This is a genomic window from Flavobacterium sp. 90, from assembly GCF_004339525.1.
Taxonomy (GTDB): Bacteria; Bacteroidota; Bacteroidia; order Flavobacteriales; family Flavobacteriaceae; genus Flavobacterium.
In genome coordinates this window covers 6,404,481-6,427,410 of record NZ_SMGE01000001.1, presented here as the reverse complement: position 1 = coordinate 6,427,410, position 22,930 = coordinate 6,404,481, and the positions used below count along the sequence as shown (strand labels likewise).

Sequence of the window (22,930 nt, the reverse complement as noted above, 5' to 3'; positions counted from 1 at the left end):
AAACTATATTTTCTTTACATATTGCGTGATAATCACAATTTGCTGACCATCTACTTTTCCTTCAATATATTCGGCGTTTTCGTGGTCTAAACGGATGTTACGAACAGCAGTTCCTTGTTTGGCAACCATGCTGGAACCTTTTACTTTTAAATCTTTAATTAAAACAACAGAATCTCCGTGTTCTAAAATTACTCCGTTACTGTCACGGTGAATAATTTTGTTTTCGTCATCTTCGCCTTCGCCAGTTGCTTGTGCCCATGCTAGAGTATCTTCGTCTAAATACATCATGTCAAGTAATTCCTGCGGCCATCCTGCGGCACGCAAACGGCTTAACATTCTCCAGGCTACAACTTGTACGGCAACGTTTTCATTCCACATGCTGTCGTTAAGACATCTCCAGTGATTTAAATCGACATTGTCCGGGTTTTCAATTTGATCAACGCATGTACTGCACGCCATTATACTTTCGTCAAGTCCGCCTTTTTGAGTTGGTAATACTTGGTGTACTTTTAGATTTTCCTCAGCTCCACAAAGTTCGCATTTAGATCCGCTACGTTTGTTTAATTCTCTTTCGATGCTCATTATTTGATTTTTATTTTAAAAATGCGAATTTACTTATAATTTGCTTCGCTTGCAAGTTTATGTTTTGGGTGATAATAGAAAAAAGTAATGTTTATTAAGGCTTGATTCGGACTATTTTACCATCTTTAAGAACAACTAATTCGCTATTCATTTTCTTTTTGAATTCGATTAATTTATCATAAACTTTGTCCATTCCTTCCAGAATTTTTGTTTGGTTTTCTGTTCTTTTATGAGTTTTCATGATAATATTTTTTTAGTAGATTGAATTTTATATCATTTAAAATATTCAGGTCAGTGTCCAAAGTTTTTTCGGCAATCAATTCGGGTTTTCCAGCCGAATTATCAAAAATCATTGCTTCATCCACTATTGAAAGATAAATTTCAAATAAGTTTTTTATTCCATTTCTGTATCTTCTTCGAATAACATCTTTTTCGATATTATGACCACCTTCAGAAACTCTTGTTTTGACTCTTTCAATTGCTAAATCAACGTTTTGTAACCAAAAGAAAAGAAGAGTAACTGTGTAATCTTTTTTTTGTGCTGTAATTACTTTTGATTTGTAACTTTTAGTTGCTAAAGTAGTTTCAAAAGCAAAATCTTCGTTCAAAATAAAAAGTTCATTTATTCTATTGAGCATTATTCTTCCTGCTTCAAATGAAACTCTTTCGGGTTGAAATGGAGACAAACCTTTTGCTATTTCATCAGCATTTACAAATTCTTTACAATTTAGAATTTCTGGTAAAATTGTAAAAGAAGCAGTAGTTTTTCCAGCTCCGTTACAACCTGCGATTATATAAAGATTTTTATTCATTTAAGACAAAGGTAGTTAATTGATATTGTAAAATGAATTTGTTTACTTCTTCACCCTAACCGCATCAGGAACCAACATTTCATATTCGCCTCCATGACGTAATACATCACGAACAATGCTTGAACTAATAAATGATGTGCTTGCGGCTGTTAATAAAAATACGGTTTCTATTTTAGATAGTTTTCTGTTGGTGTGAGCAATGGCTTTTTCGAATTCGAAATCGGCGGGATTGCGTAAACCTCTTAAAATGAAGTTTGCTTTTAGTTTTTTGGCTAGATCAATTGTTAGACCTTCATAAGTGATAACCGAAATTTTTGGCTCGTCTTTGAAAGTTTCTTCAATGAAGCGTTTTCTTTCTTCGAGTGAAAACATATATTTTTTTTCGGCATTGACACCAATAGCAATTACAATTTCATCAAATAAAGGAATTCCTCTTTTGATAATGTCTTCGTGTCCTAAAGTAATTGGGTCAAATGATCCCGGAAATATGGCTTTTCGCATCTTTTTTTGAGGTTCTAAGGTTCTAAGGCACTAAGTTTCTGAGGTTTCTTTGCGTCTTAAAAAAGTTTAGTTTTTAGTTTTTTTGTCATTTCGACGGAGGAGAAATCACACGAGAAATAACGTTTTTAGTGTCAGTTAAGTCTATTATCTTGTTGCGGGACTCCGACTTCGCTCAGTCTGACAATATTGGGTTCAAAAAAAGGTTCTGAGATCTTAGTAACTTAGAATCTCAGAACCTTAGTAGCTTTAAACTAAAGCCAACTCAATCGCATTGGTGAATAAATCTTCCAGCGATATTCCGGCTGCTTTGGCTTGTTGCGGAATCAAACTTTCGGTTGTTAATCCCGGAATTGTATTCATTTCCAACATGTGCGGTTCGTTGTTTACGATGATGAATTCGCTTCTTGAGAAACCTTTCATTTTTAAAACTTCGTAAGCTCTTTTTGCAGTTTCGCTAACTTTTTGTGTCAGTTCATCTGAAATTCTTGCTGGTGTAATTTCTTGTGACTTTCCTTCGTATTTGGCTTCATAATCAAAGAAATCATTGTCTGAAACGATTTCTGTAATTGGTAAAACTTTAATTTCGCCTTTGTAATTGATTACTCCAACTGAAACTTCTGTTCCGTCAAGGAAACTTTCAATGATAATTTCATTGTCTTCTTTGTAGGCAACTTCAATTGCGATAGGCAATTCAGCCTCAGTTTTTACTTTTGAGATTCCGAAACTTGATCCGGCTTTGTTTGGTTTTACGAAACATGGCAAACCTACTTTTTTAACGATTTCTTCAGTATTGATTACATCTCCTTTATTTAGGTAATAAGAAATTGCCGTTTTGATTCCGTATGGTTTTAAAACCGATAATAAATCACGTTTATTGAATGTCAATGCTGCTTGGTAATAATCGCAAGATGATTGCGGAATACCTAATAATTCAAAATAAGCCTGCATTAAACCATCTTCTCCCGGAGTTCCGTGTATGGCATTGAAAACACAATCGAAAGTGATTCTTTCTCCATTTACTGTAACGGAAAAATCATTTTTGTCAATTGGAAATTCCGCATCATTTGCATCTACATAAACCCATTTTTCTTTAAAGATATGAATACGGAATCCGTTGTATTTTGTTTTGTCCAGATATTGGTAAACAACGTTTCCGCTGATAAGAGAAATTTTATATTCACTTGAATATCCGCCCATGATGATGGCTATGTTTTTCATTGATTTGATGTTTAATCGTTTATTTTGTGTATTTGTTTAATCGTTTATTTGTTTGCTTCGCCTGTTTGACTTTCAGTCTCGAGTCAGGTTTCAGGTCTTCTTTGTAATCTTGTTCTCTTTTTTGTCAGACTGAGTGGAGTCGAAGTCACGTTTGCTGAATCACTTTGCGGGACTTCGACTCCGCTCAGTCTGACAAAACGAGGTCTTATAAAAAGAAAAACCTTCTTATGAAACCTAAAGCCCTAGCCCTGATGGGAGCGGCATCCTTTTTATTTTTTCTTTAAAAATAAAAAGATACAGTGGACAGCGGGAAATAGCTCCTGAAAATTATCCTTCGACTTCGCTCAGGATGACAATCGGAACAGTTTCTTGTTTAAAACAAAATTATCATTTTTTTTGAAACGAAATAGCTTTATCTTTGCCTCTAATAAAAATAAATTTATGAGTTTACGTAAGTATTTAACTAGCCGAGTATTTTTTGTGCAAGTATTAAGTGCGGCTGCTATAATTGCCGTTTTAGGTTATTTGTTTATGCATTGGTTGACTTTTACAACTGATCATGGTCATGAAATTGCCGTTCCGAATTTGTCTAAATTGACTGAGGAACAAGTTGAGGCAAAATTGGACGATTTGGACCTTGATTATGTGCTTTTGGATAGTGTTGATTACCGAAGTGAATTTCCTAAATACAGTGTTGTTGAGCAAGATCCGTTGCCAGGAACGATGGTAAAAGTAGGAAGAAAAATATATATTAAAATTAATGCATCAGGATTTTCATCTGTTAAAATTCCTGATTTAATCGAAAAAACATATCGCGAAGCAGTTCCAACTTTGAAAGCTTTAGGGCTTGAAGCGGGAACGATTACTTATATTCCGAATCTTGGAAAAGATATGGTTTTAGAAATGCGTTATAAAGGTAGAAACTTAAAAGTAGGAGATCGCGTGCTGAAGGCTTCTAAAATCGACTTGGTTTTAGGTGACGGAAAAGCAACTTATGTAGATGAAAGTCAGGCCACAGATAGTTTAGCTGCGCCAACTACGGAAACCCCAAAAGATGAACAATAATATTGAAAATTTAGATCTGGAAGACGAATTATTCGAACATTTTAGATTTGAAGTCCCTAAAGGTCAAGCGCTTTTACGTATTGATAAATATTTAATGAATTTGATTCAGAATGCTACGCGTAACAAAATTCAGAACGCTGCAACTGAAGGGAATATCTTCGTAAATGATATTCCGGTAAAGTCAAATTATAAGGTTAAACCATTTGATGTAGTGACAGTTATGTTGTCACATCCTCCGTTTGAAAATCATATTCTTCCGGAAGATCTTCCGTTGAATATTGTCTATGAAGATGATGCTTTGTTGTTGATTAACAAAGAGCCGGGAATGGTTGTACATCCCGGACACGGAAATTATACGGGGACTTTGGTAAATGCATTGGCGCATCATTTTGATAATTTGCCAATGAATAGTAGTGAACGCCCAGGTTTAGTTCACCGAATTGACAAGGATACATCCGGACTTTTGGTGGTTGCCAAAACGGAAGCTGCAATGACACATTTGGCAAAACAATTTGAAGCTAAAACTTCTGAACGTGAGTATATTGCTCTTGTTTGGGGAAATGTTGCCGAAGAAGAAGGAACAATCGAAGGAAATCTAGCAAGACACTTAAAAGATCGTATGCAAATGGCGGTTTTTGCGGATCCTGAAATTGGGAAACCTGCGATTACGCATTATAAAGTTTTAGAACGCTTTGGTTATGTAACTTTGATTTCTTGTAAATTAGAAACCGGAAGAACACATCAAATTCGTGCTCACATGAAACATATTGGTCATCCGTTGTTTAATGACGAACGTTACGGAGGACATTTGATTTTGAAGGGAACGACGTTTACAAAATACAAACAATTTATTGAGAATTGCTTTAAAGCTTTACCGCGTCAGGCTTTGCATGCTAAAACGCTTGGTTTTGTACATCCTAATACGGGTGAAATGATGCGTTTTGATACAGAATTACCTCAGGATTTTCAGGATTGCATCGAGAAATGGCGCAATTACGGAAAATCGCATAATATGGAAGATGACGAGAATTAATTTTAGATTTTAGAGATTAGATTTTAGATTATAGAATAAAGAAAATAGAAAAAAGATTTTCTCGTATAAACAAAAAAGCTCCTTTTAGGAGCTTTTTTGTTTTATCATATTTCAACATAGCCCGAGGTTTCAACCTTGGGAAACGTAGCGAATGTCATTAAGTTAAGCTTTTAGAAAACAAAATCCGTTTTTATCTGCGTTTTTACGAAGTAAATCTGTTTTATCCGCGTCAAAATTGGACACTGATTTTACTGATTCGCTAAAGCGAAAACACTGAGAAAAACGGATTTTTCTAATTACTGTTTTGATTAAACTGTCAAGATTTTCTTTTTTTATTGAAGAGTTTTAATCGTTAAATCAATAATTTTTGCTTCTCCGTTGGTTAAGAAACCTAGTTTACCTTGTTGGCTTAGATTGGTTTTTTCAAGAGAACATTCCAGAAAAGTTTCGTTATCAACTGAAAAGTATAATTGATTGTTTGAAACTCTGATTTTGACTGAATACCATTTGTTGTTTTCTAGTTTCATTGTCTTTTTAGACACAGTTGGTCCGCCTCGTTTTCCGTATTCATCGCTATTTTTATTGTAAGTTCCGTCGCCAATTACAATATTTTGGTCTATTTGATATAGATAAGTTCTGATGTATTTATTTTTACTAATATTCAGCATAACCTCAAACAAAGATTCTTTGGTCATGTTTACTTTAAAGTCGATTTCATAGTTTTTAGGAAGCTGTTTTTTAGATTCTATGACTCCCCAATGCATTGGACCTCCATTTCCTTGTAAGGTATCTTTTTTAAGAAACCATTCTTTTGATTCGAAATTCCAATCTTTTTTTAATGGATTTGTTTCGCTTATTTTATATTCTTTTTTCGTTGTAGAAATTGTGCTGGAACACGAAGTGATTATTAGCGATAATGCTAATAATGCGATATATTTAATTTTCATTTTTGTGTTTTAATTTAACTCAGAATGGTATTTAATTTTACCGATAGATCCTGTTGGATTTGGTAAAAGTTCAAAAACCGAAGTAGGAGCAAGCCCGGATTCTATACGATGTGAAACGTACAAAATACTCACATTAGTTTCCTGTTTAATGGTATTGATAAGCTGAATTACCAAATCTACATTTTCGTCGTCCAAACCTTCTACGGGTTCGTCGAGAATTAATAATGGCGGATGTTTTAAGACGGCACGAACAATCAACGCAACTCTTTGCTGACCAATTGAAAGATCAATAAAACGTTTTTTTCTTAAACTTGTCATTTCAACAACTTCAAGCCATTGCGCTACATTTTGCTTTTGTAAAGTAGTTGGTTCGTTATACAATCCAATAGAATCAAAAAATCCGGATAGAATCATTTGTTCTAAAGTATGTCCTTTTTGGAATAAATCTGTCATAGAAGTGGCGAAGATTCCGATTTGTTTTTTGATATCCCAAACGCTTTCTCCGGTTCCTTTTTTTCTTCCGAATAAAAATAAATCCTGACCAAATCCTTTTGGATTATCGCCAGTAATTAAAGATAGAATGGTGCTTTTTCCCGAACCATTCGGACCGATTAATTGCCAGAATTCGCCTTGTTTTATCGTCCACGAAATTTGATCTATAATTTTTCGATCGTCATAACTTACAGAAACATTGTCCATTTTGATTAATACACTTTCGTGAAAGGAATGCGGTTCAATCGCTTTTGGAATTGCTGAAGTATTTAAGGTTTTAAAATGGTTTTCGGTTTTTAAAAGCGGATGTAATTCAAAGGAATTATCTTTGATTTGGGCTTTATTCGGAACAAATTCTAAAACATCAACAGTACGATTAAGCAATTGAATAATCGCAATATTGTCGGTAAGTTTCTCTAGTGATTGTGCTAAAACTACTCGTGAAGCCTGATCTAAATGATCAAACGGATTATCAAAAATTATGAAATCAGGGTTTTGATTGATGCAGTATTTCAGAAATTCTTTTTTGCGTTCTCCAGATGAGAAAGTTCTTAATTGTCTGTGTGATTCCGGAGAAGCTTCTACAATGTCATATTGATATTCTTTTTCGATGAATTTTTCAATGGCAATATCTGAAAACAGAATTCCTTTCTGGTTATTAAAAACGGCCAATTCTCCTTTGGCTTGACCTGAAAGTAAAGTATCAATAAAAGCTTTTTTATTTACCTGATTCGATAAAAGTATGTCCCAATGCTGCATTTTAAATGTATTTAGTTGTTTTTTTTCTGCCACTGATTTCACAGATTATAGTGATTAATCTTTTTTAAATCTTTTAATCTGTGGCAAAAAATGCTTTAGGCAAACATTGCTTTTAGTAATGTTTTGCCAAGTTTATTTGTTTTCTTTTGTTGCCAATTCGCGATCGTTTCGTGACCATTCGCTCCAGGAACCTACATAAAGTTTTGGAATCGAAATCCCTGCATAATCCATCGCTAATAATGTGTGACAAGCTGTAACGCCAGAACCGCAATGAACAATTACATTTTCAGGATTTTTGTCGTTTATAATCTCAGAATATTTTTCTGCTAAAACTTCAGCTGATTTATAAAATCCATCTTCATTTAAATTTTCGCTAAACGGAACATTTATTGCACCCGGAATATGTCCGGCAATTAAATCAAGCGGTTCTGTTAAGCCATCAAAACGATTTTTATCTCTGACATCAATTACAATATTTTGATCGTTATTTCGTGCTTTTTCGACTTCATCGATATCAGCTAGAAGTAATTTCCATTCTGATATTGGATAATTTTCACTTGCATCAAAAATCTCACTTTCTGAACTTATTGGATAGTCTGCTTTTATTGCCGCTTGCAAACCTCCATTCAAAACCTGAACTTTTTCATGACCAATCGCGCGTAACATCCACCAAAATCTGGCTGCGGAATTCGACCCGTTTTTATCGTCATAAATAATAACATGACTAGAAGGGGAGATTCCGAGTTTTGAAAGCACTGCGGAAAATTTTTCGAAAGAAGGCAAAGGATGCCTTCCTCCGTTTGCTGGATCATTTTCTACTGTTGCCAAATCCCGATTCAAATCTATATATCGGGCACCTTTTAAATGTTCGTTTTTGTAATTTTCTTCGGCATTGATTCCGGCTCTGGCGTCAATTAAAATAAATTCAGAAGTATTTTTTAGTTTTAATAATTCTTCAGGATTTATAAGTGGAGAAAGTTTTGACATCTTTATTAATTTTATTTTTTAGAATTTCCTAACCAAAGCAACGCATTCAAAATTAATTGGCTTTGTACTTTGTTTTCAAATGTATACGAAAGTGTTTTGTTGGTTCCATGTTCGTAATCAATATCGTTATGTCCCATATTTACGTAGAGCATTTTATAGTTTTTATTGGTCCAAACGACAGGATAATAGCCACTACGCCAGATTTCATGCTCTTTTGGTCCGGTTCCTAGTGGAAAACTGCTTTCGTCGATTGCCAAAAGAATTTTAATGTCCGGATTTTTAGTAAGATCGTTCGTCCATCTATACCATTCGTTTGGTGCTGATGAAAATGTTTTAGGAATATTTTTCGTAACTGGATGTTGATTTTCTACTCGCAAAACGGCCGATGTTGGTCGCCAGGTATTGCTTCCGTATTCACCGGAACCTAAAAAAGTATTGTGGTACCAATTCCAGTTTTGTGGATAATCAGAATCGTTTAAGGCAAAAGCCGAAAAATGAAATCCTATAAAACCTCCGCCATTTTCCATATATTTCTGAAAAGCTTCTTGCTGACTAGGTGTTTCGGGTCTTGTATCCAAAAATAAAACAACTTGGTATTTTGCCAGGAATTTAGCGTTTAGATTATCCCAATTGTTGGTAGAATCATATTCAAAATGATTTTCTTCGGCAATTTTAGGAAACCATTTATTCGCTTCGTGAACAAAGCTTATATGTGCCTGGTCATTTTTTGCGGTATAAAAAGCAATTACTTTAAACTTAGATTTACTTTTTTTCTGCTGAGAATATCCCAAAAAACAACTTAAAAAAAGTACTATCAAGATGCTTTTTATAGTAATAAAATAAGTTTTTTGACTAAAAATTGACATTGAATGTGGTTTGGTTGGCTAGTTATTTTTTTTATGATTAATCAGGAATTTTCTCGATCAAAATTTCATTTCCGGATTTGTCATAATATGTACAAGTCATTTCGATAATATCAACTCTCCATTTTGCAATACCACATTGCGCTGCATGATTGCAAAAGGTCAGATAATCCGTTTGTCCGCTTTGGTGCATTACTAAAAATTCGATAAAACGTTCTTTATTGGCAAGAGGAGCAACTTCAATTTCGGGATATCTTTCCTCTGCAGAAACGGTGTAATTATTTACGCCATAATATTCGACATTACCATTATTTACAAATGTGTCGTAACCTTTAACGCCCAAAATGATTAGGTCTTGTATATAATTTGGGAAATCTGCACCGCTTTGTACTTTCGAATGCGCTTCTTTGATTTGTTCTAGTGTAAACATATATTTTAGTTTTAGATTAAGATTATTGAATTAAAAAATGTTGCCACGAATTTCACGAATTAGCACGAATTGATATTTTAAATGAATACGAATAAAAAATTCGTGTTGATTCGTGAAATTCGTGGCGAAAAAAAATAAATTATTTTCGTGGCAAAAGATCATGTTATTACTGTTTCAAAAATACAATTAATGGTTTTATAAATTGATCGAAAGATTCAATATGTGGCAAATGTCCGGTATTTGGAACTTCTACTAATTTTGAATTCGGAATCGCTTTTTGTGTCTTTTTACCAAGTTCTAAATAATTTCCCATTGTTTTTCGAACTTCTTCAGAAACTAATGGTTTTCCTAAAGCCGTTTTATCTCTTGTTCCGATGATTAAAAGCGTTGGACTTTTTATGTTTTTAAATTCATATAAAACCGGCTGTGTAAAAATCATATCATACAAAAGCGCCGAGTTCCAGGCAACGCGATCATAATCAGGAGCAGTTGTCCAACCTGCGCCAAGTTCAGCCCATTTTTGGAAATCAGCATTCCATTTACCATCATAATAATTGTTCATCTGATAGGTTTTTATGTTCTGATAGTTTTGTTTTAATTCAGATTCATACCACCAATCAACGGATTTGTAGGGAACAACTAGTTTCCAGTCTTCAAGTCCAATTGGGTTTTCGAGTACTAATTTTTCGGTAGTTTCAGGATACATTAATACAAATCTGGTGGCTAACATTCCGCCCATAGAATGACCGAGAATAGTTGTTTTTTCAATTCCTAAATGATCTAATAATTTCTTAGTGTTTTCTGCAAGCTGCTGAAATGTGTATTGAAAGTTATCTGGTTTTGACGATTTTCCAAATCCTATCTGATCCGGAACAATAACACGAAATCCTTCAGCGCTCAAAGCTTTTATAGTAGTTTCCCAATAAGCTCCGTTGAAATTTTTGCCATGAAGTAAAACGATGTTTTTATTGTTGTAATTCTGCGGAATAATATCCATATAAGCCATTTTTAGATATTGGCGTTGATTGTTCAATTCTAAAAACTTTACAGGAAATGGATATTCATAATTACTAAGATTAATATCTAATGATTTGATTTTTACTTCTTGAGAAAAACAGAAAACGGGAAATAATAGGAGTATTAACTTTATAATTTTCATTTTCGGGCAGATTTTGGATTTACAGGATTATAAAATTACCGTTAAGCATCTATAAATGCAAAAAATAGGGTCTTAAAGTTATCAGAAAATCTGAAAAGAAGGGGTTTTAGAGCTGTTTACAATTAATTATTATTGATTTTTAACGAAATGGAGCATAATATTTTGTAAATTTAATACCCCGTAAGACACTGATTGTGAAAATGTTGCTTTTTAACGAGTAATGCTGTACTTCAAAGAACTTCTTTTATTAACAGGAAATTAGTCTGTAAATTAGAGTAAGAATGTTGTATGCTAAAACTGGTATTATGAAAAAAACTATACTTTTACTCTTACTAACAGCGCCCATGTTTGCTCAGGAAGTGAATACATTTGATTTTGCTGTTATAAATTCTACTTTAATATCTCCCAATATTGATCTTGATAAAGGCAGGAGCGTTGTTGCTGCCAATAAAGATGAATATTCCTCTTATTTTCAGTACGCATTTGATATGTGCGACGAAGATATTATTCTAGGAGCGGGAATTGATAAATCTGCAATCGATCGGACTTATATAGGTTATATTGGAAAAATCTGTGATAAGTTCAGAGCGACAATTGGTATTGGTTATGTTGATTCACGGAGCGATTATCAGGGAACTTTTACTGGATTTAGTGTTTCATATCACTTTGGTGAAAATACTTATGTAGGCGCAAGCTTAGAGAACTTGCATTCTACAAGTGTTGATTATGAAACTGATGAGAGTTTTGATTACTATAAAAAACTGGTTCCAAAAGTTTTTGCGAGTTACGAAATTATCCCTCATATAATTGCTTTTGGGCAATTGAGCAGCAGAGTCAATGATATTGCACTAAAATATCAGGTCGATAGATTTTCGGCTGGCGGATTTTATTCCGGACAAGGAGTTGGTGGTATTTTTGGAACACTAAATATTGGCAGATTTGCGGTTTCTTGCAGCACTACTTTTGATAAAGTGAATTTTGGTTTGAAATTTCAGTAGTAATTGCCCACGGATTTTACTGATTAAGCTGATTTTGGCGGATTATAAATTATTGTCTATTGTGTTTAATTTGTAGATTTAGTTTTCAGTGTTCTTAATCGTTACGACCCTTTGCGGATACGGTATATCGATTTTAGCTTCGTCAAAACGTTTTTTAATACTTTGTAATAAATCGCAATACATCACAAAACCATCTGTTGAGTTTTTGGCCCAAGCCCATGCTTTTAAGTTTACGCTAGAATCTGCGAGTGCGACAACTCTTGCTACAACCAAAGGTGTTTTTTCTTTTTTACTTTCGGCGGTTCTGGTATCAATAAAAAGCGGATGTTTGGCAATTTCTTCCTGCATGATTTCTAATGCTTTTTCAACATTAGATTCATAACCAATTCCAATTTCAATGATTTTGCAGCATTTGGTATCGTGCATATTGGTGTTTACAATAATCTGATTGCTTATTACAGAATTAGGAATTATGATTCGGTTGTTTTCGGCATCTTTCAAAACGACTTGTCTCAAATTAATATCTTCGACTGTACCTACAAAATTATTGATTGTAATTTTATCGTTGATTCGGAATGGTTTAAAAATAACCAGAAAAATTCCGCTTACAATATTACTCAAAGCTTGTTGAGAAGCTAAACCTGCTACTAACGAAATAACGCCCGCACCTGCTAAAAAGGAATGACCGATAACTTTGAATTCGGGAATTTGGATTAATGCAAATGCAATACCTAAAATGTAAATTATGGTTATAATTAAATGCTTTAGAAATCTAAATCCTGTTACATCATATTCTTTATCGGTTAGTTTTCGATACAAAAAATAGCGAAGTAATTTGTCTGTAACAGCGCCCAAAATAATTGTTACAAGCCCAATTATAGCGATAATGATAACTATTCTAAAGTCTTTTAGGTAATCGATCATGAGTTTTGAATTTAAAAAATCCAAAAAACATATATTTTGAATTATAGTTTTTTGGATTTTATAAAGTTAAGAAAAATGAAGTTTGTTTTTATAATCCAACAAAATCATCGCTTTTTGGAAATATACTCAAAGCTTCAACAGCAATTTCTGGTGTTGGAGAAGCTAATTTGCGTAATTTGGTATCCATCCACGCGCCATCAACTGTAATTACTGCACAAAGTGTATCATCTTCTCTTCTAAATTCGTGAATGATTGACCAACGCGAAGCATCAGGTTTCATTTTTGAAGTTTTGGTATGAAGGAATATTTTATCTGAAAGTTTTAATTCTTTTCTAAAAACACATTCTTCTCTAAACAAAACAGGACCAAAACCTTGCGTTTGCATCACTCTTAAAGTCAGGCCAAGTTCTTCGAGGATTTCGATACGATGTTGCGCACCAAAATCATAATATGCACTGTGACGAACGTGAAAATTTGGGTCAAGATCTGACCAACGAAATGAGATTTCTTTAATAAATGAAGCCATTTTATACTTGTATTTTAATTTTATTCTGAATGTTTTGTATTGATTATTTCTTCAGAAAACAATCATTTTCAGAAAACCGAAATTACAAATAAAAAAGCAAATCGAGGACAGAAATGCATAAAGTATTATTCGCGCATAGTATTTTTTTTGAAAGCTTAATATACCTCATAGAGGTTAGATGTTGGTAGAAAAAATAAAGATGACGCACAAAAATGTCTCATAGAGACTACACGTAATTGCTTATGAATACGGATTATATTGGTAATCTTTGTCAAAGTTTCAAACTTTGACAAAGATGGTATCATCATGGATTAAAATCAATATTATTTAATTGAATTTATGTTTTTGATTATTGTTGCTTTATCTGCAGGAGAATTGGTGATTTGAAGTGCTTTTTCAAAGTTTTGTATGGCTTTTTTATTGTCAATATCAGTGTAAAGATTGCCTAATAAAGAAAAGTAAAAAGGATTGTTGGTCAGATTTAGTTTTTCGGCTTCGATAATAGCTTCTTGTTTGCCATTGGTTTTGGCAAGAGCAAAGGTTCTGTTTAAAGCTGCAATAGGCGAATATTCTAAAATAAGAAGGCGATTGTAAAGTTGTAATATGTTTTGCCATTTTTCGGGCGTGTCTTCTTTTTGGGTGTGCCGATAAGCAATTCCAGCTTCAAGATGGTATTTTGAAAGATGGTTTCCTGTAGATGCTTTAACTAAATAATGTTGTCCTTTTTCGATTAATTCCTGATTCCAAAGTGTTTCATCCTGATCCTGATACAAAATTGTTTCTCCATCTTCGTTAGTTCTGGCGTCAAATCTCGAACTATGAAAACACATTAGAGAAAGCAGAGCATTTACGGAAGGTAAGTTGGTTGTTGGATTTTCGATCAATAAAAAAGTCAATCGCATGGCTTCTGCACAAAGATCTTTTCGTAGAATAGTATTTTGTGAGGTCGAATAATAACCTTCAGAAAACAATAAATACAACGTTGTCAGAACATTTTCTAATCTATTATTGATTTCAGAAACGGTTGGCTGTTCAATTTTAATATTGGCTTCTTTGAGTTTTTCTTTGGCGCGATTGATTCTTTTATAAATGACTTCTTTATTGGTCAAAAAAGCGTCGGCAATTTCCTGAATCCCAAATCCGCATAATAAATTTAATGCCAAGGCGATTTGTGCTTCACCGGAATTTTCAGGATTGCAAACCGTGAATATCATGGCTAACTGACTGTCATTTATGTTTTTGTTTGACAAGTCGATTTCAATTTCTTCAGATTTATTTGCGGTATGTTTTATTTCTACGGAAAGCTTTTGTTCGAAAACAGTATTCCGTTTGAGGTAATTTTTGGTTTTGTTTTTGGCTACAGTATAAAGCCAGGCTGTTGGATTTTCAGGAATTCCTTTTAGACTCCATAATTCGGTTGCGGCGAGGAATGTATCGCTTGTAATGTCTTCGGCAATTTCGATATTATCGATTCCAAATAAGTAACAGAGCACCGAAACTATTTTTCGGTACTCTGTTCTAAATAAATTGGGTAAAAGTTGGCTTTCTTCCATGAGGACTTGTTTTATTTTTTGCCACGAATTTCACGAATTTTCACGAATTCTGTTGCTGTTGTTTTGCCACAGATTAAAAGGATTTTTTTTTGATTATTACTGACCTAAAATAGAATTAATTAAATTTTAATAGTTTTTTATTGCCAAAGCTAATTAGTGTAAATTAGTGAAATTCGTGGCAAAAAAATAATCTATATTTTATACTGTAACTGCCATGCGTATTTCTACATTTCCGCCCTGATCTAAGATCGGACATCCGTTTGCAATTGTCACGGCTTCGTCATAATCTGTGGCTTTGATGATAATTAATCCGCCAATTGCTTCTTTGATTTCGGCATAAGGTCCGTTGATTACGCTTTTGTTTGTTGTTACTATTTTTCCTTCACCATCCCAGCGCTGTAAAGGTCTCGCTAGTTTGTCTTGCGCTGCAATTCCGCCCAGCCAATCTTGCCATAACTTAAGAGAATCTTGTAATTCTTGTGGCGAAGGCTGTGTTTCTTTTGTGATATAATCTCTACGAAATATTAATAAAAATTCGTTCATGATATTATTTTTTGAATGTTATAAAATTTTCTTTTGATGTTTTTAAATCGCTTTTTCAGATTGATCTTTTATCTAAAATCAATCTGAAAAAGCGATCGATAAAGTTTTAATTAACCAAATAAACCTACTTTGTAAGTTCCGGGTTCATTAGGAAAAGCAAGGTTAATACGGTTCCAGGTATTGATGTTTGTGATTGCTAAAGTTAAATCAATTAATTCTTGTTCCGAAAATTCTTTTGCGGTTTCATTGTAAACAGAATCTGTAACATCACATGCTGTTAAAGCTTCTGCCCATGCAAATGCTGCTCTTTCGCGGTTTGTGTAATATGAAGTTTCTCTCCAGGCGCTTAATCCGTATAAACGTTGTTCAGTTTCGCCTTTGTGACGCGCATCTTTATAATGCATATCCAGACAATAAGCACATTTGTTGATTTGTGAAACTCTAAAAAGAACTAATTCGATAAGAGATTGTTCAAGAGGTGATTTTTTTAGATATCCGCCAACTGGATAAAGTGTTTTGATTGCTTCTTGTCCTTTTACGTGAATGTTAATTCGATTTTCCATTTTGTTTAAATTTAATGTTTATAAATGTTGTTATAATGGAATAACAATCGAAGTTTCAGAATTGGACAAAATTTTTATCTTTTTTTGAAAATATTTTTATTTTTTATTTGAAAAGCTTGTGAAGCCTTGTAAATATTGAGTTCTTTGAAGATGTTTTTTTAGAAATAAAATCAAAAAGAATGGAATAGAATGATGCTATTCGGGTTTTGGCTCGTTTATGCCTGTTTTTTTAACGATCCAGGGAAGCGTTAATCCTTGTCCGACGATTGTCAATAATACAACCATTACCGAAATGAATATTATAGAATTTCGTTCGGGAAAAGGTGTTCCGTCCGGAAGTAATTTGGGTAAACCTAAAGCGATCGCAAGAGAAACGATTCCGCGCATTCCAGACCAACTAATGATAAGACTGTTTTTAGAATCGAGTAAAGAATGTTCGCTAACTTTTCGTCTTTTTTTGTCATTGTTTTGAAATGCTTTCTGCAAGTTTGTTTTTTGAAAAAATATTCTAACCATTCGGGTTAACAATGCAACAATCGTTATAATTACAGCATAACCTATATAAGGGAAAATCATATCATTGTCAATGTCTTTTAGGATATATCTAAAATTAAGACCAATAAGGATAAAGATTAATCCGTTGAGAATAAAAATAATAACGTCCCAAAGGTTTTTTGAATTGTTTTTTAAGCTTTCCGGAAAGATTTTTTTGCTGAAACGTGAAATTGACAATCCTAAAAATACGACTGCAATCACTCCGGAAACATGTAAATGTTCTGCAATTAAATAGGTTACAAATGGCATTAATAACATAAAGCTAACAGTTACATTTATATTTTTACGGACTTTTGTAAGAATGAAAGCTAGGATTTTAGCCATGATAAAACCTACTAAAAATCCGCCTCCTAATAAGAGTACAAATTGTAATGTTGCTTTCCATATTATAAAGGCTGAACCTGTTACAGTTGCAACTGCAAAACGATAAGCAACCAATGCAGAAGCATCATTAATTAGGCTTTCGCCTTCGAGTATGGTAATGGTTTTTTCGGGTATTCCAAGGCCTTTTGTTACGCTTACTGCAGCAACGGCATCTGTAGCTGACAATATAGCTCCGAGTGTAAATGATAATGACCAGGTCATGCCGGGAATCATATAATGTGAAACAACGGCTATCCAAAATGTGGTGAGAAATACAAGTGGTATTGCTAATGTGCTTATTGTACCAAGATTGTTTCTAAAGTGTTTGGGTGAAATATTAAATGAAGCATCATATAATAATGGAGGCAGAAAGATTAGGAAAATGATTTCAGGATTAATTTCTATTTCGGTCATAGTTGGAATAAAGCCAATTGCGATTCCAACAATTACAAGGAGAATCGGATAGGGCAATTTTGCTTTATCAGCAAAGGCAGAGAGACCAATTACAATGAATAGAATAAAAATAATGATGCTGTAGTTTTCCATTAAAATAAATTTTGAAGAAGCTAATATAAGTATTTCGGGTTTTAATTGAAAACATTGAAAGTCATTAAAACACTAGATTAAGATGATTTTTTTATGGAAATAATTGCCCTAGCCCTGATAGAAACGGCATCCTTTTATGGCGGGGTTCGACATAAAAGATAGAGTGAATAGCAGGAAATAGCTCCTGATAATGACACGTAAAGTCCTGATATGCCATGATTGTCAGGCTTAAAAAATGTCATGTTGTCAGATGATTATTGTCGTGCCAATATTAAAACTGACAATTTACTTTGGTTTTTTATATTGGCACAAAGATTGACTTATGCCACCTGAGTTATAAAATGTATATCAAAAATTAAATATATAAAAAATGGGTAAAATAATCGGAATTGACTTAGGTACGACGAACTCTTGTGTTTCCGTAATGGAAGGTAACGAAGCAGTTGTTATTCCTAACGCAGAAGGAAAAAGAACAACGCCATCTATCATCGCTTTTGTTGAAGGTGGAGAAATTAAAGTGGGAGATCCTGCAAAAAGACAAGCGGTAACGAATCCTACAAAAACGATTGCTTCTATTAAACGTTTTATGGGACACACTTTTGCTGAAACTCAAGAAGAGGCAAAAAGAGTTCCTTACAGTGTTGTAAAAGGTGACAACAATACTCCACGTGTGGATATTGACGGTCGTTTATACACTGCTCAAGAATTGTCAGCAATGACTCTTCAAAAAATGAAAAAAACTGCTGAAGACTATTTAGGTCAAACTGTAACTGAAGCGGTTATTACTGTTCCTGCTTACTTTAACGATGCACAACGTCAAGCTACTAAAGAAGCTGGAGAAATTGCAGGTCTTAAAGTTATGCGTATCATCAACGAGCCAACTGCTGCTGCACTTGCTTACGGATTAGATAAAAAAGGAACTGATCAAAAAATTGCTGTTTACGATTTAGGAGGAGGTACTTTTGATATCTCTGTTCTTGAATTAGGAGACGGTGTATTTGAAGTATTATCTACAAATGGTGATACTCACTTAGGTGGAGATGATTTTGACCAAGTTATTATTGACTGGTTAGCTGACGAATTCAAAACTGAAGAAGGTATTGATTTACGTTTAGATCCAATGTCATTACAACGTTTGAAAGAAGCTGCTGAGAAAGCTAAGATTGAATTGTCATCTTCTGCTGAAACAGAAATCAACTTACCTTACGTAACTGCTACTGCTTCTGGACCAAAACACTTAGTGAAAAAATTATCTAGAGCTAAATTTGAGCAATTATCTGATACTTTGGTAAAACGTTCTATGGAACCAGTTGCTAAAGCATTGAAAGATGCAGGTTTATCTACATCTGATATTGACGAAGTAATCCTTGTTGGAGGTTCTACTCGTATGCCAAGAATCGCTGACGAAGTTGAAAAATTCTTTGGTAAAAAAGCTTCTAAAGGTGTTAACCCTGATGAGGTTGTTGCTATTGGAGCAGCTATTCAAGGTGGAGTTTTATCTGGAGATGTAAAAGATGTATTGTTACTTGATGTAACTCCTCTTTCTTTAGGTATCGAAACTATGGGTGGTGTAATGACTACATTAATTGAGTCTAACACAACTATTCCAACTAAAAAATCTCAAGTATTCTCTACTGCTTCTGATTCTCAACCATCTGTTGAGCTTCACGTATTGCAAGGAGCTAGAGCAATGGCTGCTGATAACAAAACTATTGGTCGTTTCCACTTAGATGGTATTCCACCAGCACCAAGAGGAGTTCCTCAAATCGAGGTTACTTTTGATATTGATGCTAATGGTATCATCAAAGTAACTGCTACTGATAAAGGAACAGGAAAATCTCACGATATCCGTATCGAAGCTTCTTCTGGATTAACAGCTGAAGAAATCGAAAAAATGAAACAAGATGCTGAAGCTAATGCTGACGCTGACAAAATAGCTAAAGAAAGAGCTGAGAAATTGAACGAAGCTGATAGTACTATTTTCCAAACTGAAAGTCAATTGAAAGAATTGGGAAGTAAATTAACAGACGATCAAAAAACAGCTATCGAATTTGCTTTAACTGAATTAAGATTTGCTCACCAATCTCAAGATCTTGAAGCAATCCAAAAAGGATTAGACAATGTAAATGCAGCTTGGAAAGTAGCTACAGAAGCAATGTACGCTCAAGGTGGTGAAGGTCAACAAGCAGCTCCTCAACAAGAGCAATCGCAAGGTGACAATGTTGAAGACGTTGAATTCGAAGAAGTCAAATAAGTACTGATTAACATCAGTTAACAATAAGTGCTAAAGCGCTGTAAATATTATGTTTACAGCGCTTTTTGTTTTTGGTCCTTTTTTGATTCTGTTGTTTTATAATCGTTTTTTATCATATATTTGTACCATATTTGTATCTGTCTCTTAAAAGGAGACAAAGTGGGGCTTAAGTACCCTTATGATACCTTAATGAGGAGACAAAGACGATGAAAAGAACGAATAAACAATGTCTTAACTGCGGGGAGGAATTTCTTCCTAAAACCGTCACTTCTGTTTACTGCTCCCATCTATGCAGTAAAAAAGCATACAAGCTGAAGATGAAACGGCTTAAAATTGAAGAGGAACTCAAAGCGCTTACGGATAAAATACCCGAGAACAGGGTATTTCTTTCTGTTCCTGAAGCTGGCATGCTTTTTGGCATTCACAATAAATCTCTTTACCGGCTTGTCAGTGAGGGAAAAATTCCTTCAGTTAATCTTGGAGCCCGCCTTATAAGAATAGACCGGACAGTTATGGAAGAGATGTTCGGCCCTGCACGAAGGTTGCCTCAGGTAAAAAGCGGACCGAAGAAAAAATTATACAGCCTTGAAAAAGAGGACTGCTATTCAATCGGCGAAATAGCTCGGAGATTTCAAATATCTGAAGGTTCTGTCTACAGCCATATCAGAAAATATTCAATCCCTACCAGACAGATCGGAAAGTATGTGTATGCCCCCAAAATGGAAATTGATAATTTGTATAACGGAAATGAATTTATATGAAACAATTAGCAAAAACCAAAGTGACTGTTCGTCTTCGAAAGGCAGAAGAACGAAATGAATGGTATGTTTACATAGAAAGCTATCCTGTTGAGGTTTCCGGAAAGAAAACTCCTCAGAGAATCCGTGAATATTTAAATAGAGCCGTAACAACTGTGGAGTGGGACAAGAAAAGAGCTGCCCGGACAGATGCAGACGGAACTAAATCCTACAAACCCAGACGCAGCGATAACGGGATAATAATGTGCAGAAGCGAAAACGACCGTGAAATAATGCTATATGCTGACGGAGTGCGTAAAATCCGGCAGAAGGAATACGATAATATAGATCTGTACAGTGATGCTGATAACTTATTGGCTGAACAGAAAGAGAAAGGAAAAGAGGATTTTATTAAATATCTAGCTGCTGTGGCGGCTAAGAGACACGCCCAAGGTTCAAAATCCATTCAGATCAATTGGAAGCGGACCAAAGAATTTTTAAAAAGCTATTCCAAAGGTACCCTGATGTTTTCCGCGGTTGACAGCAGAATGGCGGAAGATTTTAAATTGTTTCTGCTGGGCGCTCCGCTCGGAGGAGGCAAAAAAGGAACCTTGTCCCGCAACACTGCGGCAAGGTATTTCTCTATTTTTAAAGCGGCTTTAAAACAGGCCTTTATCGACGGATATCTAACAGTTGATTTATCTTCAAAAATAAAGGGCATTCCGGATCAGGAGTCAAGACGTGAATATCTGACCATTAAAGAATTGAATGTACTGGCATCAACGACTTGCGAAAAAGACGTCCTTAAAAGAGCCGCACTTTTCTCAGCCCTTACAGGTCTGAGGCACTCCGACATTCAGAAACTCCGCTGGAAAGAGATAAGTCTGGAAGATGGTATGGCTAAGCTGCATTTTACGCAGAAAAAGACAAAAGGTGTCGAATATATGCCTATTTCCCAGCAGGCCTTTCAGCTATGCGGTGAACCACGGCTTCCCGCGCAGCTTGTTTTTGAGGATTTGCCGGACCCGTCGTGGATTTCACGCCCTCTTAAAAAGTGGGTTGAATCAGCAGGCATTAAAAAAAATATTACCTTCCACTGCTTCCGCCATACATTTGCAACACTTCAGCTATCGAGCGGCACAGACATTTACACAGTCAGCAAAATGCTGGGGCATACCAACGTAAAAACTACCCAAATCTATGCAAAAGTAATAGATGAGAAGAAAAACATAGCATCAGAAGCAATACAATTGGAATCTTTAAAGAAAAAAGCGCAATGAAAATAAAGTATTTCGAATATATTGCAGTTTACCTGTCTGTTTTTTTAGTCTGTGTCTTTATCGGCGCAATCGGAAGACTGGTGCTGCTGGAAAAAGGGGCGGATGAATATACAGCCGGCGTTTTCTTTTGGATCAGCACTGGATTTGGAGTTTTAATGTTTGCAATTCTAAGTTTATTTCTAAACGAATTGGCTGAGAGATTACTGAATCGTTTCTTGCAGAGAGAAAAAAATGAATCACCTGAAAGGCTCACTCCAAATGAAGACCCAGAGGAGCAGAAGGATGTTTTAATTAAAACCGAATTGTCTGAAAATAAAGATTTAGCCAGGGATATTGAACAGATAAGGGAAGAGAGGCAGAATGCAGTCAAAAATCAGAAACAGACCAGAATTGATATTGCCATTCGTTATACGCAGCTGGAGTTCGCGCTGTATGCGGCGGATAATGATTTGAAGCAGTTGGTTAAGAATATAATCATATATGCTGAAGGCATAAATTTCGAAAATATTAAGCCAGTAAAAGTAGTAGATCTGTCCAATCTTGATTTGTATCATTTTGGCTGGAATATATGGAATTATTTTAAAGTAAGCAGACAGGACAGAGCCGCGAAATTTTTAAAACTAACCTTTGCTGAGGCTCTAAAAGATGTTGAAGAGCAAAGCATTAAAACGCATCTCAAAGATGATGAACAGAAAGGACTTATAAAGATTATTGAAAATTTTACTAGTCCTTAAAGTGTAAAAGTTGTAAAAGCACTGTGTTTTTCAAGTGTTTTTGTTGTGAAATGGGACACAGCAAAAACACTTTTTTCATTTGTGCCATAACAATTAAAAACGATAGGTATGGACATAAATAATATCACCTTTGAAGACCTGCCTAAAGCAGTATCATTCGTAGCGAAAGAAATTGCAGAAATTAAGTCTTTGATTCAAAATGTGCAGATATATGAATCTAAAGAAAAAAGTATTCCTATTGATATTAAAGAAGCAAGCCGGTTAATTGGAAAAGCAAAGTCTACAATTTATGCTCTAGTGAGGCAGAGAAAAATTCCTTGCTATAAATATGGTAAAAAGCTCTATTTTTTTGAAGAAGAACTTTTGGAATGGATCTCTAGAGGGAAAAAGAAAACAATAGAGGAAATAGAATCGGATGCAATGAAATATATCCATAATAAATAAATGGACGATAGCCGGCAAGAAGAAAAGGAATCAGGACTAGAGCAACGCATCGTGATTATAAA

At 34.6% G+C, this 22,930-nt stretch carries 25 protein-coding genes; 8 read left to right on the top strand and 17 right to left on the bottom strand.

All coding sequences use genetic code 11. The features are described from left to right. Positions 1-3: 3 nt before the first annotated feature. From C8C83_RS26200 to C8C83_RS26185, 5 genes are all read right to left on the bottom strand, one after another. Positions 4-582, bottom strand: a complete 579-nt coding sequence (locus tag C8C83_RS26200) for an alkylphosphonate utilization protein (protein WP_121325697.1) — start codon at positions 580-582, stop codon at positions 4-6. 94 nt (positions 583-676) lie between these two features. Continuing rightward, positions 677-823, bottom strand: a complete 147-nt coding sequence (locus C8C83_RS27315) for a hypothetical protein (RefSeq protein WP_165877256.1) — start codon at positions 821-823, stop codon at positions 677-679. After that, positions 810-1,394, bottom strand: a complete 585-nt coding sequence (locus C8C83_RS26195; RefSeq protein ID WP_121325696.1) for a zeta toxin family protein — start codon at positions 1,392-1,394, stop codon at positions 810-812. The genes C8C83_RS27315 and C8C83_RS26195 overlap by 14 nt, the downstream gene beginning before the upstream one ends. 42 nt (positions 1,395-1,436) lie before the next feature. Further along, positions 1,437-1,895, bottom strand: a complete 459-nt coding sequence (coaD, locus tag C8C83_RS26190; protein ID WP_055098044.1) for a pantetheine-phosphate adenylyltransferase — start codon at positions 1,893-1,895, stop codon at positions 1,437-1,439. A gap of 246 nt (positions 1,896-2,141) precedes the next feature. Then, entirely contained in the window at positions 2,142-3,113 is a 972-nt protein-coding gene (locus C8C83_RS26185) for a D-alanine--D-alanine ligase (RefSeq protein ID WP_121325695.1), read from the bottom strand. 441 nt (positions 3,114-3,554) lie between these two features. Between C8C83_RS26185 and C8C83_RS26180 the strand changes: the two genes are divergently transcribed. Together C8C83_RS26180 and C8C83_RS26175 are read left to right on the top strand one after the other, a co-directional pair. Beyond that, positions 3,555-4,178: a PASTA domain-containing protein gene (locus C8C83_RS26180; RefSeq protein ID WP_121325694.1), complete on the top strand. Its 624-nt coding sequence runs from the start codon at positions 3,555-3,557 to the stop codon at positions 4,176-4,178. Continuing rightward, a complete protein-coding gene (locus C8C83_RS26175; protein WP_121325693.1) occupies positions 4,168-5,211 on the top strand; it encodes an RluA family pseudouridine synthase in 1,044 nt (347 codons plus the stop codon). The genes C8C83_RS26180 and C8C83_RS26175 overlap by 11 nt, the downstream gene beginning before the upstream one ends. A gap of 332 nt (positions 5,212-5,543) precedes the next feature. Here C8C83_RS26175 and C8C83_RS26170 read toward each other — a convergent pair whose 3' ends face one another. The 6 genes from C8C83_RS26170 to C8C83_RS26145 all read right to left on the bottom strand — a co-directional run bounded on the left by C8C83_RS26170 (position 5,544) and on the right by C8C83_RS26145 (position 10,848). Then, the gene (locus C8C83_RS26170; protein ID WP_121325692.1) at positions 5,544-6,158 is read right to left on the bottom strand and encodes a hypothetical protein; all 615 of its coding nucleotides are present in this window, start codon (positions 6,156-6,158) and stop codon (positions 5,544-5,546) included. A 9-nt stretch (positions 6,159-6,167) separates the two neighbouring features. Then, the gene (locus tag C8C83_RS26165; protein ID WP_121329883.1) at positions 6,168-7,409 is read right to left on the bottom strand and encodes an ATP-binding cassette domain-containing protein; all 1,242 of its coding nucleotides are present in this window, start codon (positions 7,407-7,409) and stop codon (positions 6,168-6,170) included. A gap of 132 nt (positions 7,410-7,541) precedes the next feature. After that, positions 7,542-8,396, bottom strand: coding sequence for a sulfurtransferase (locus tag C8C83_RS26160; protein WP_121325691.1), 855 nt, complete (start codon positions 8,394-8,396; stop codon positions 7,542-7,544). A gap of 11 nt (positions 8,397-8,407) precedes the next feature. Beyond that, positions 8,408-9,262, bottom strand: a complete 855-nt coding sequence (locus C8C83_RS26155) for a ThuA domain-containing protein (protein WP_121325690.1) — start codon at positions 9,260-9,262, stop codon at positions 8,408-8,410. A 37-nt stretch (positions 9,263-9,299) separates the two neighbouring features. Further along, positions 9,300-9,689, bottom strand: coding sequence for a DUF1398 family protein (locus C8C83_RS26150; protein WP_121325689.1), 390 nt, complete (start codon positions 9,687-9,689; stop codon positions 9,300-9,302). Positions 9,690-9,855: 166 nt separating this feature from the next. Continuing rightward, positions 9,856-10,848 carry an alpha/beta hydrolase gene (locus tag C8C83_RS26145; RefSeq protein ID WP_121325688.1) on the bottom strand — a complete coding sequence of 331 codons (993 nt, stop codon included), beginning with the start codon at positions 10,846-10,848 and terminating at the stop codon, positions 9,856-9,858. Between the two features lie 305 nt (positions 10,849-11,153). Here C8C83_RS26145 and C8C83_RS26140 point away from each other — a divergent pair, with 305 nt between their 5' ends. Next, positions 11,154-11,846, top strand: a complete 693-nt coding sequence (locus tag C8C83_RS26140) for a hypothetical protein (RefSeq protein ID WP_121329882.1) — start codon at positions 11,154-11,156, stop codon at positions 11,844-11,846. Positions 11,847-11,924: 78 nt separating this feature from the next. Here the strand turns inward: C8C83_RS26140 and C8C83_RS26135 are convergent, their stop codons facing one another. The 6 genes from C8C83_RS26135 to C8C83_RS26110 form a co-directional block, all read right to left on the bottom strand. Next, positions 11,925-12,770, bottom strand: a complete 846-nt coding sequence (locus C8C83_RS26135; RefSeq protein WP_121325687.1) for a mechanosensitive ion channel family protein — start codon at positions 12,768-12,770, stop codon at positions 11,925-11,927. Positions 12,771-12,858: 88 nt separating this feature from the next. After that, on the bottom strand, positions 12,859-13,296 hold the full coding sequence (locus C8C83_RS26130; protein WP_121325686.1) for an acyl-CoA thioesterase: 438 nt from the start codon (positions 13,294-13,296) through the stop codon (positions 12,859-12,861). 323 nt (positions 13,297-13,619) lie between these two features. Next, entirely contained in the window at positions 13,620-14,849 is a 1,230-nt protein-coding gene (locus tag C8C83_RS26125) for a DUF6596 domain-containing protein (protein WP_121325685.1), read from the bottom strand. A 198-nt stretch (positions 14,850-15,047) separates the two neighbouring features. After that, complete coding sequence (locus tag C8C83_RS26120; protein WP_121325683.1) at positions 15,048-15,392, bottom strand: YciI family protein; 345 nt, start codon at positions 15,390-15,392, stop codon at positions 15,048-15,050. A 110-nt stretch (positions 15,393-15,502) separates the two neighbouring features. Next, complete coding sequence (locus tag C8C83_RS26115) at positions 15,503-15,955, bottom strand: carboxymuconolactone decarboxylase family protein (RefSeq protein ID WP_121325681.1); 453 nt, start codon at positions 15,953-15,955, stop codon at positions 15,503-15,505. Between the two features lie 195 nt (positions 15,956-16,150). After that, positions 16,151-17,419, bottom strand: a complete 1,269-nt coding sequence (locus tag C8C83_RS26110; RefSeq protein ID WP_121325679.1) for a Na+/H+ antiporter — start codon at positions 17,417-17,419, stop codon at positions 16,151-16,153. Positions 17,420-17,789: 370 nt separating this feature from the next. On the opposite strand from C8C83_RS26110, the gene dnaK reads away from it, so the two are divergent. The 5 genes from dnaK (at position 17,790) to C8C83_RS26085 (ending at position 22,868) form a co-directional block, all read left to right on the top strand. Next, positions 17,790-19,673 carry a molecular chaperone DnaK gene (gene dnaK / locus C8C83_RS26105; protein WP_121325677.1) on the top strand — a complete coding sequence of 628 codons (1,884 nt, stop codon included), beginning with the start codon at positions 17,790-17,792 and terminating at the stop codon, positions 19,671-19,673. A 206-nt stretch (positions 19,674-19,879) separates the two neighbouring features. Continuing rightward, a complete protein-coding gene (locus tag C8C83_RS26100) occupies positions 19,880-20,434 on the top strand; it encodes a helix-turn-helix domain-containing protein (protein WP_121325675.1) in 555 nt (184 codons plus the stop codon). Beyond that, positions 20,431-21,690 carry a site-specific integrase gene (locus C8C83_RS26095; protein WP_121325673.1) on the top strand — a complete coding sequence of 420 codons (1,260 nt, stop codon included), beginning with the start codon at positions 20,431-20,433 and terminating at the stop codon, positions 21,688-21,690. The genes C8C83_RS26100 and C8C83_RS26095 overlap by 4 nt, the downstream gene beginning before the upstream one ends. Then, a complete protein-coding gene (locus C8C83_RS26090) occupies positions 21,687-22,424 on the top strand; it encodes a hypothetical protein (protein ID WP_121325672.1) in 738 nt (245 codons plus the stop codon). The genes C8C83_RS26095 and C8C83_RS26090 overlap by 4 nt, the downstream gene beginning before the upstream one ends. A gap of 108 nt (positions 22,425-22,532) precedes the next feature. Then, positions 22,533-22,868 carry a helix-turn-helix domain-containing protein gene (locus tag C8C83_RS26085; protein WP_121325669.1) on the top strand — a complete coding sequence of 112 codons (336 nt, stop codon included), beginning with the start codon at positions 22,533-22,535 and terminating at the stop codon, positions 22,866-22,868. Positions 22,869-22,930 lie beyond the last annotated feature (62 nt).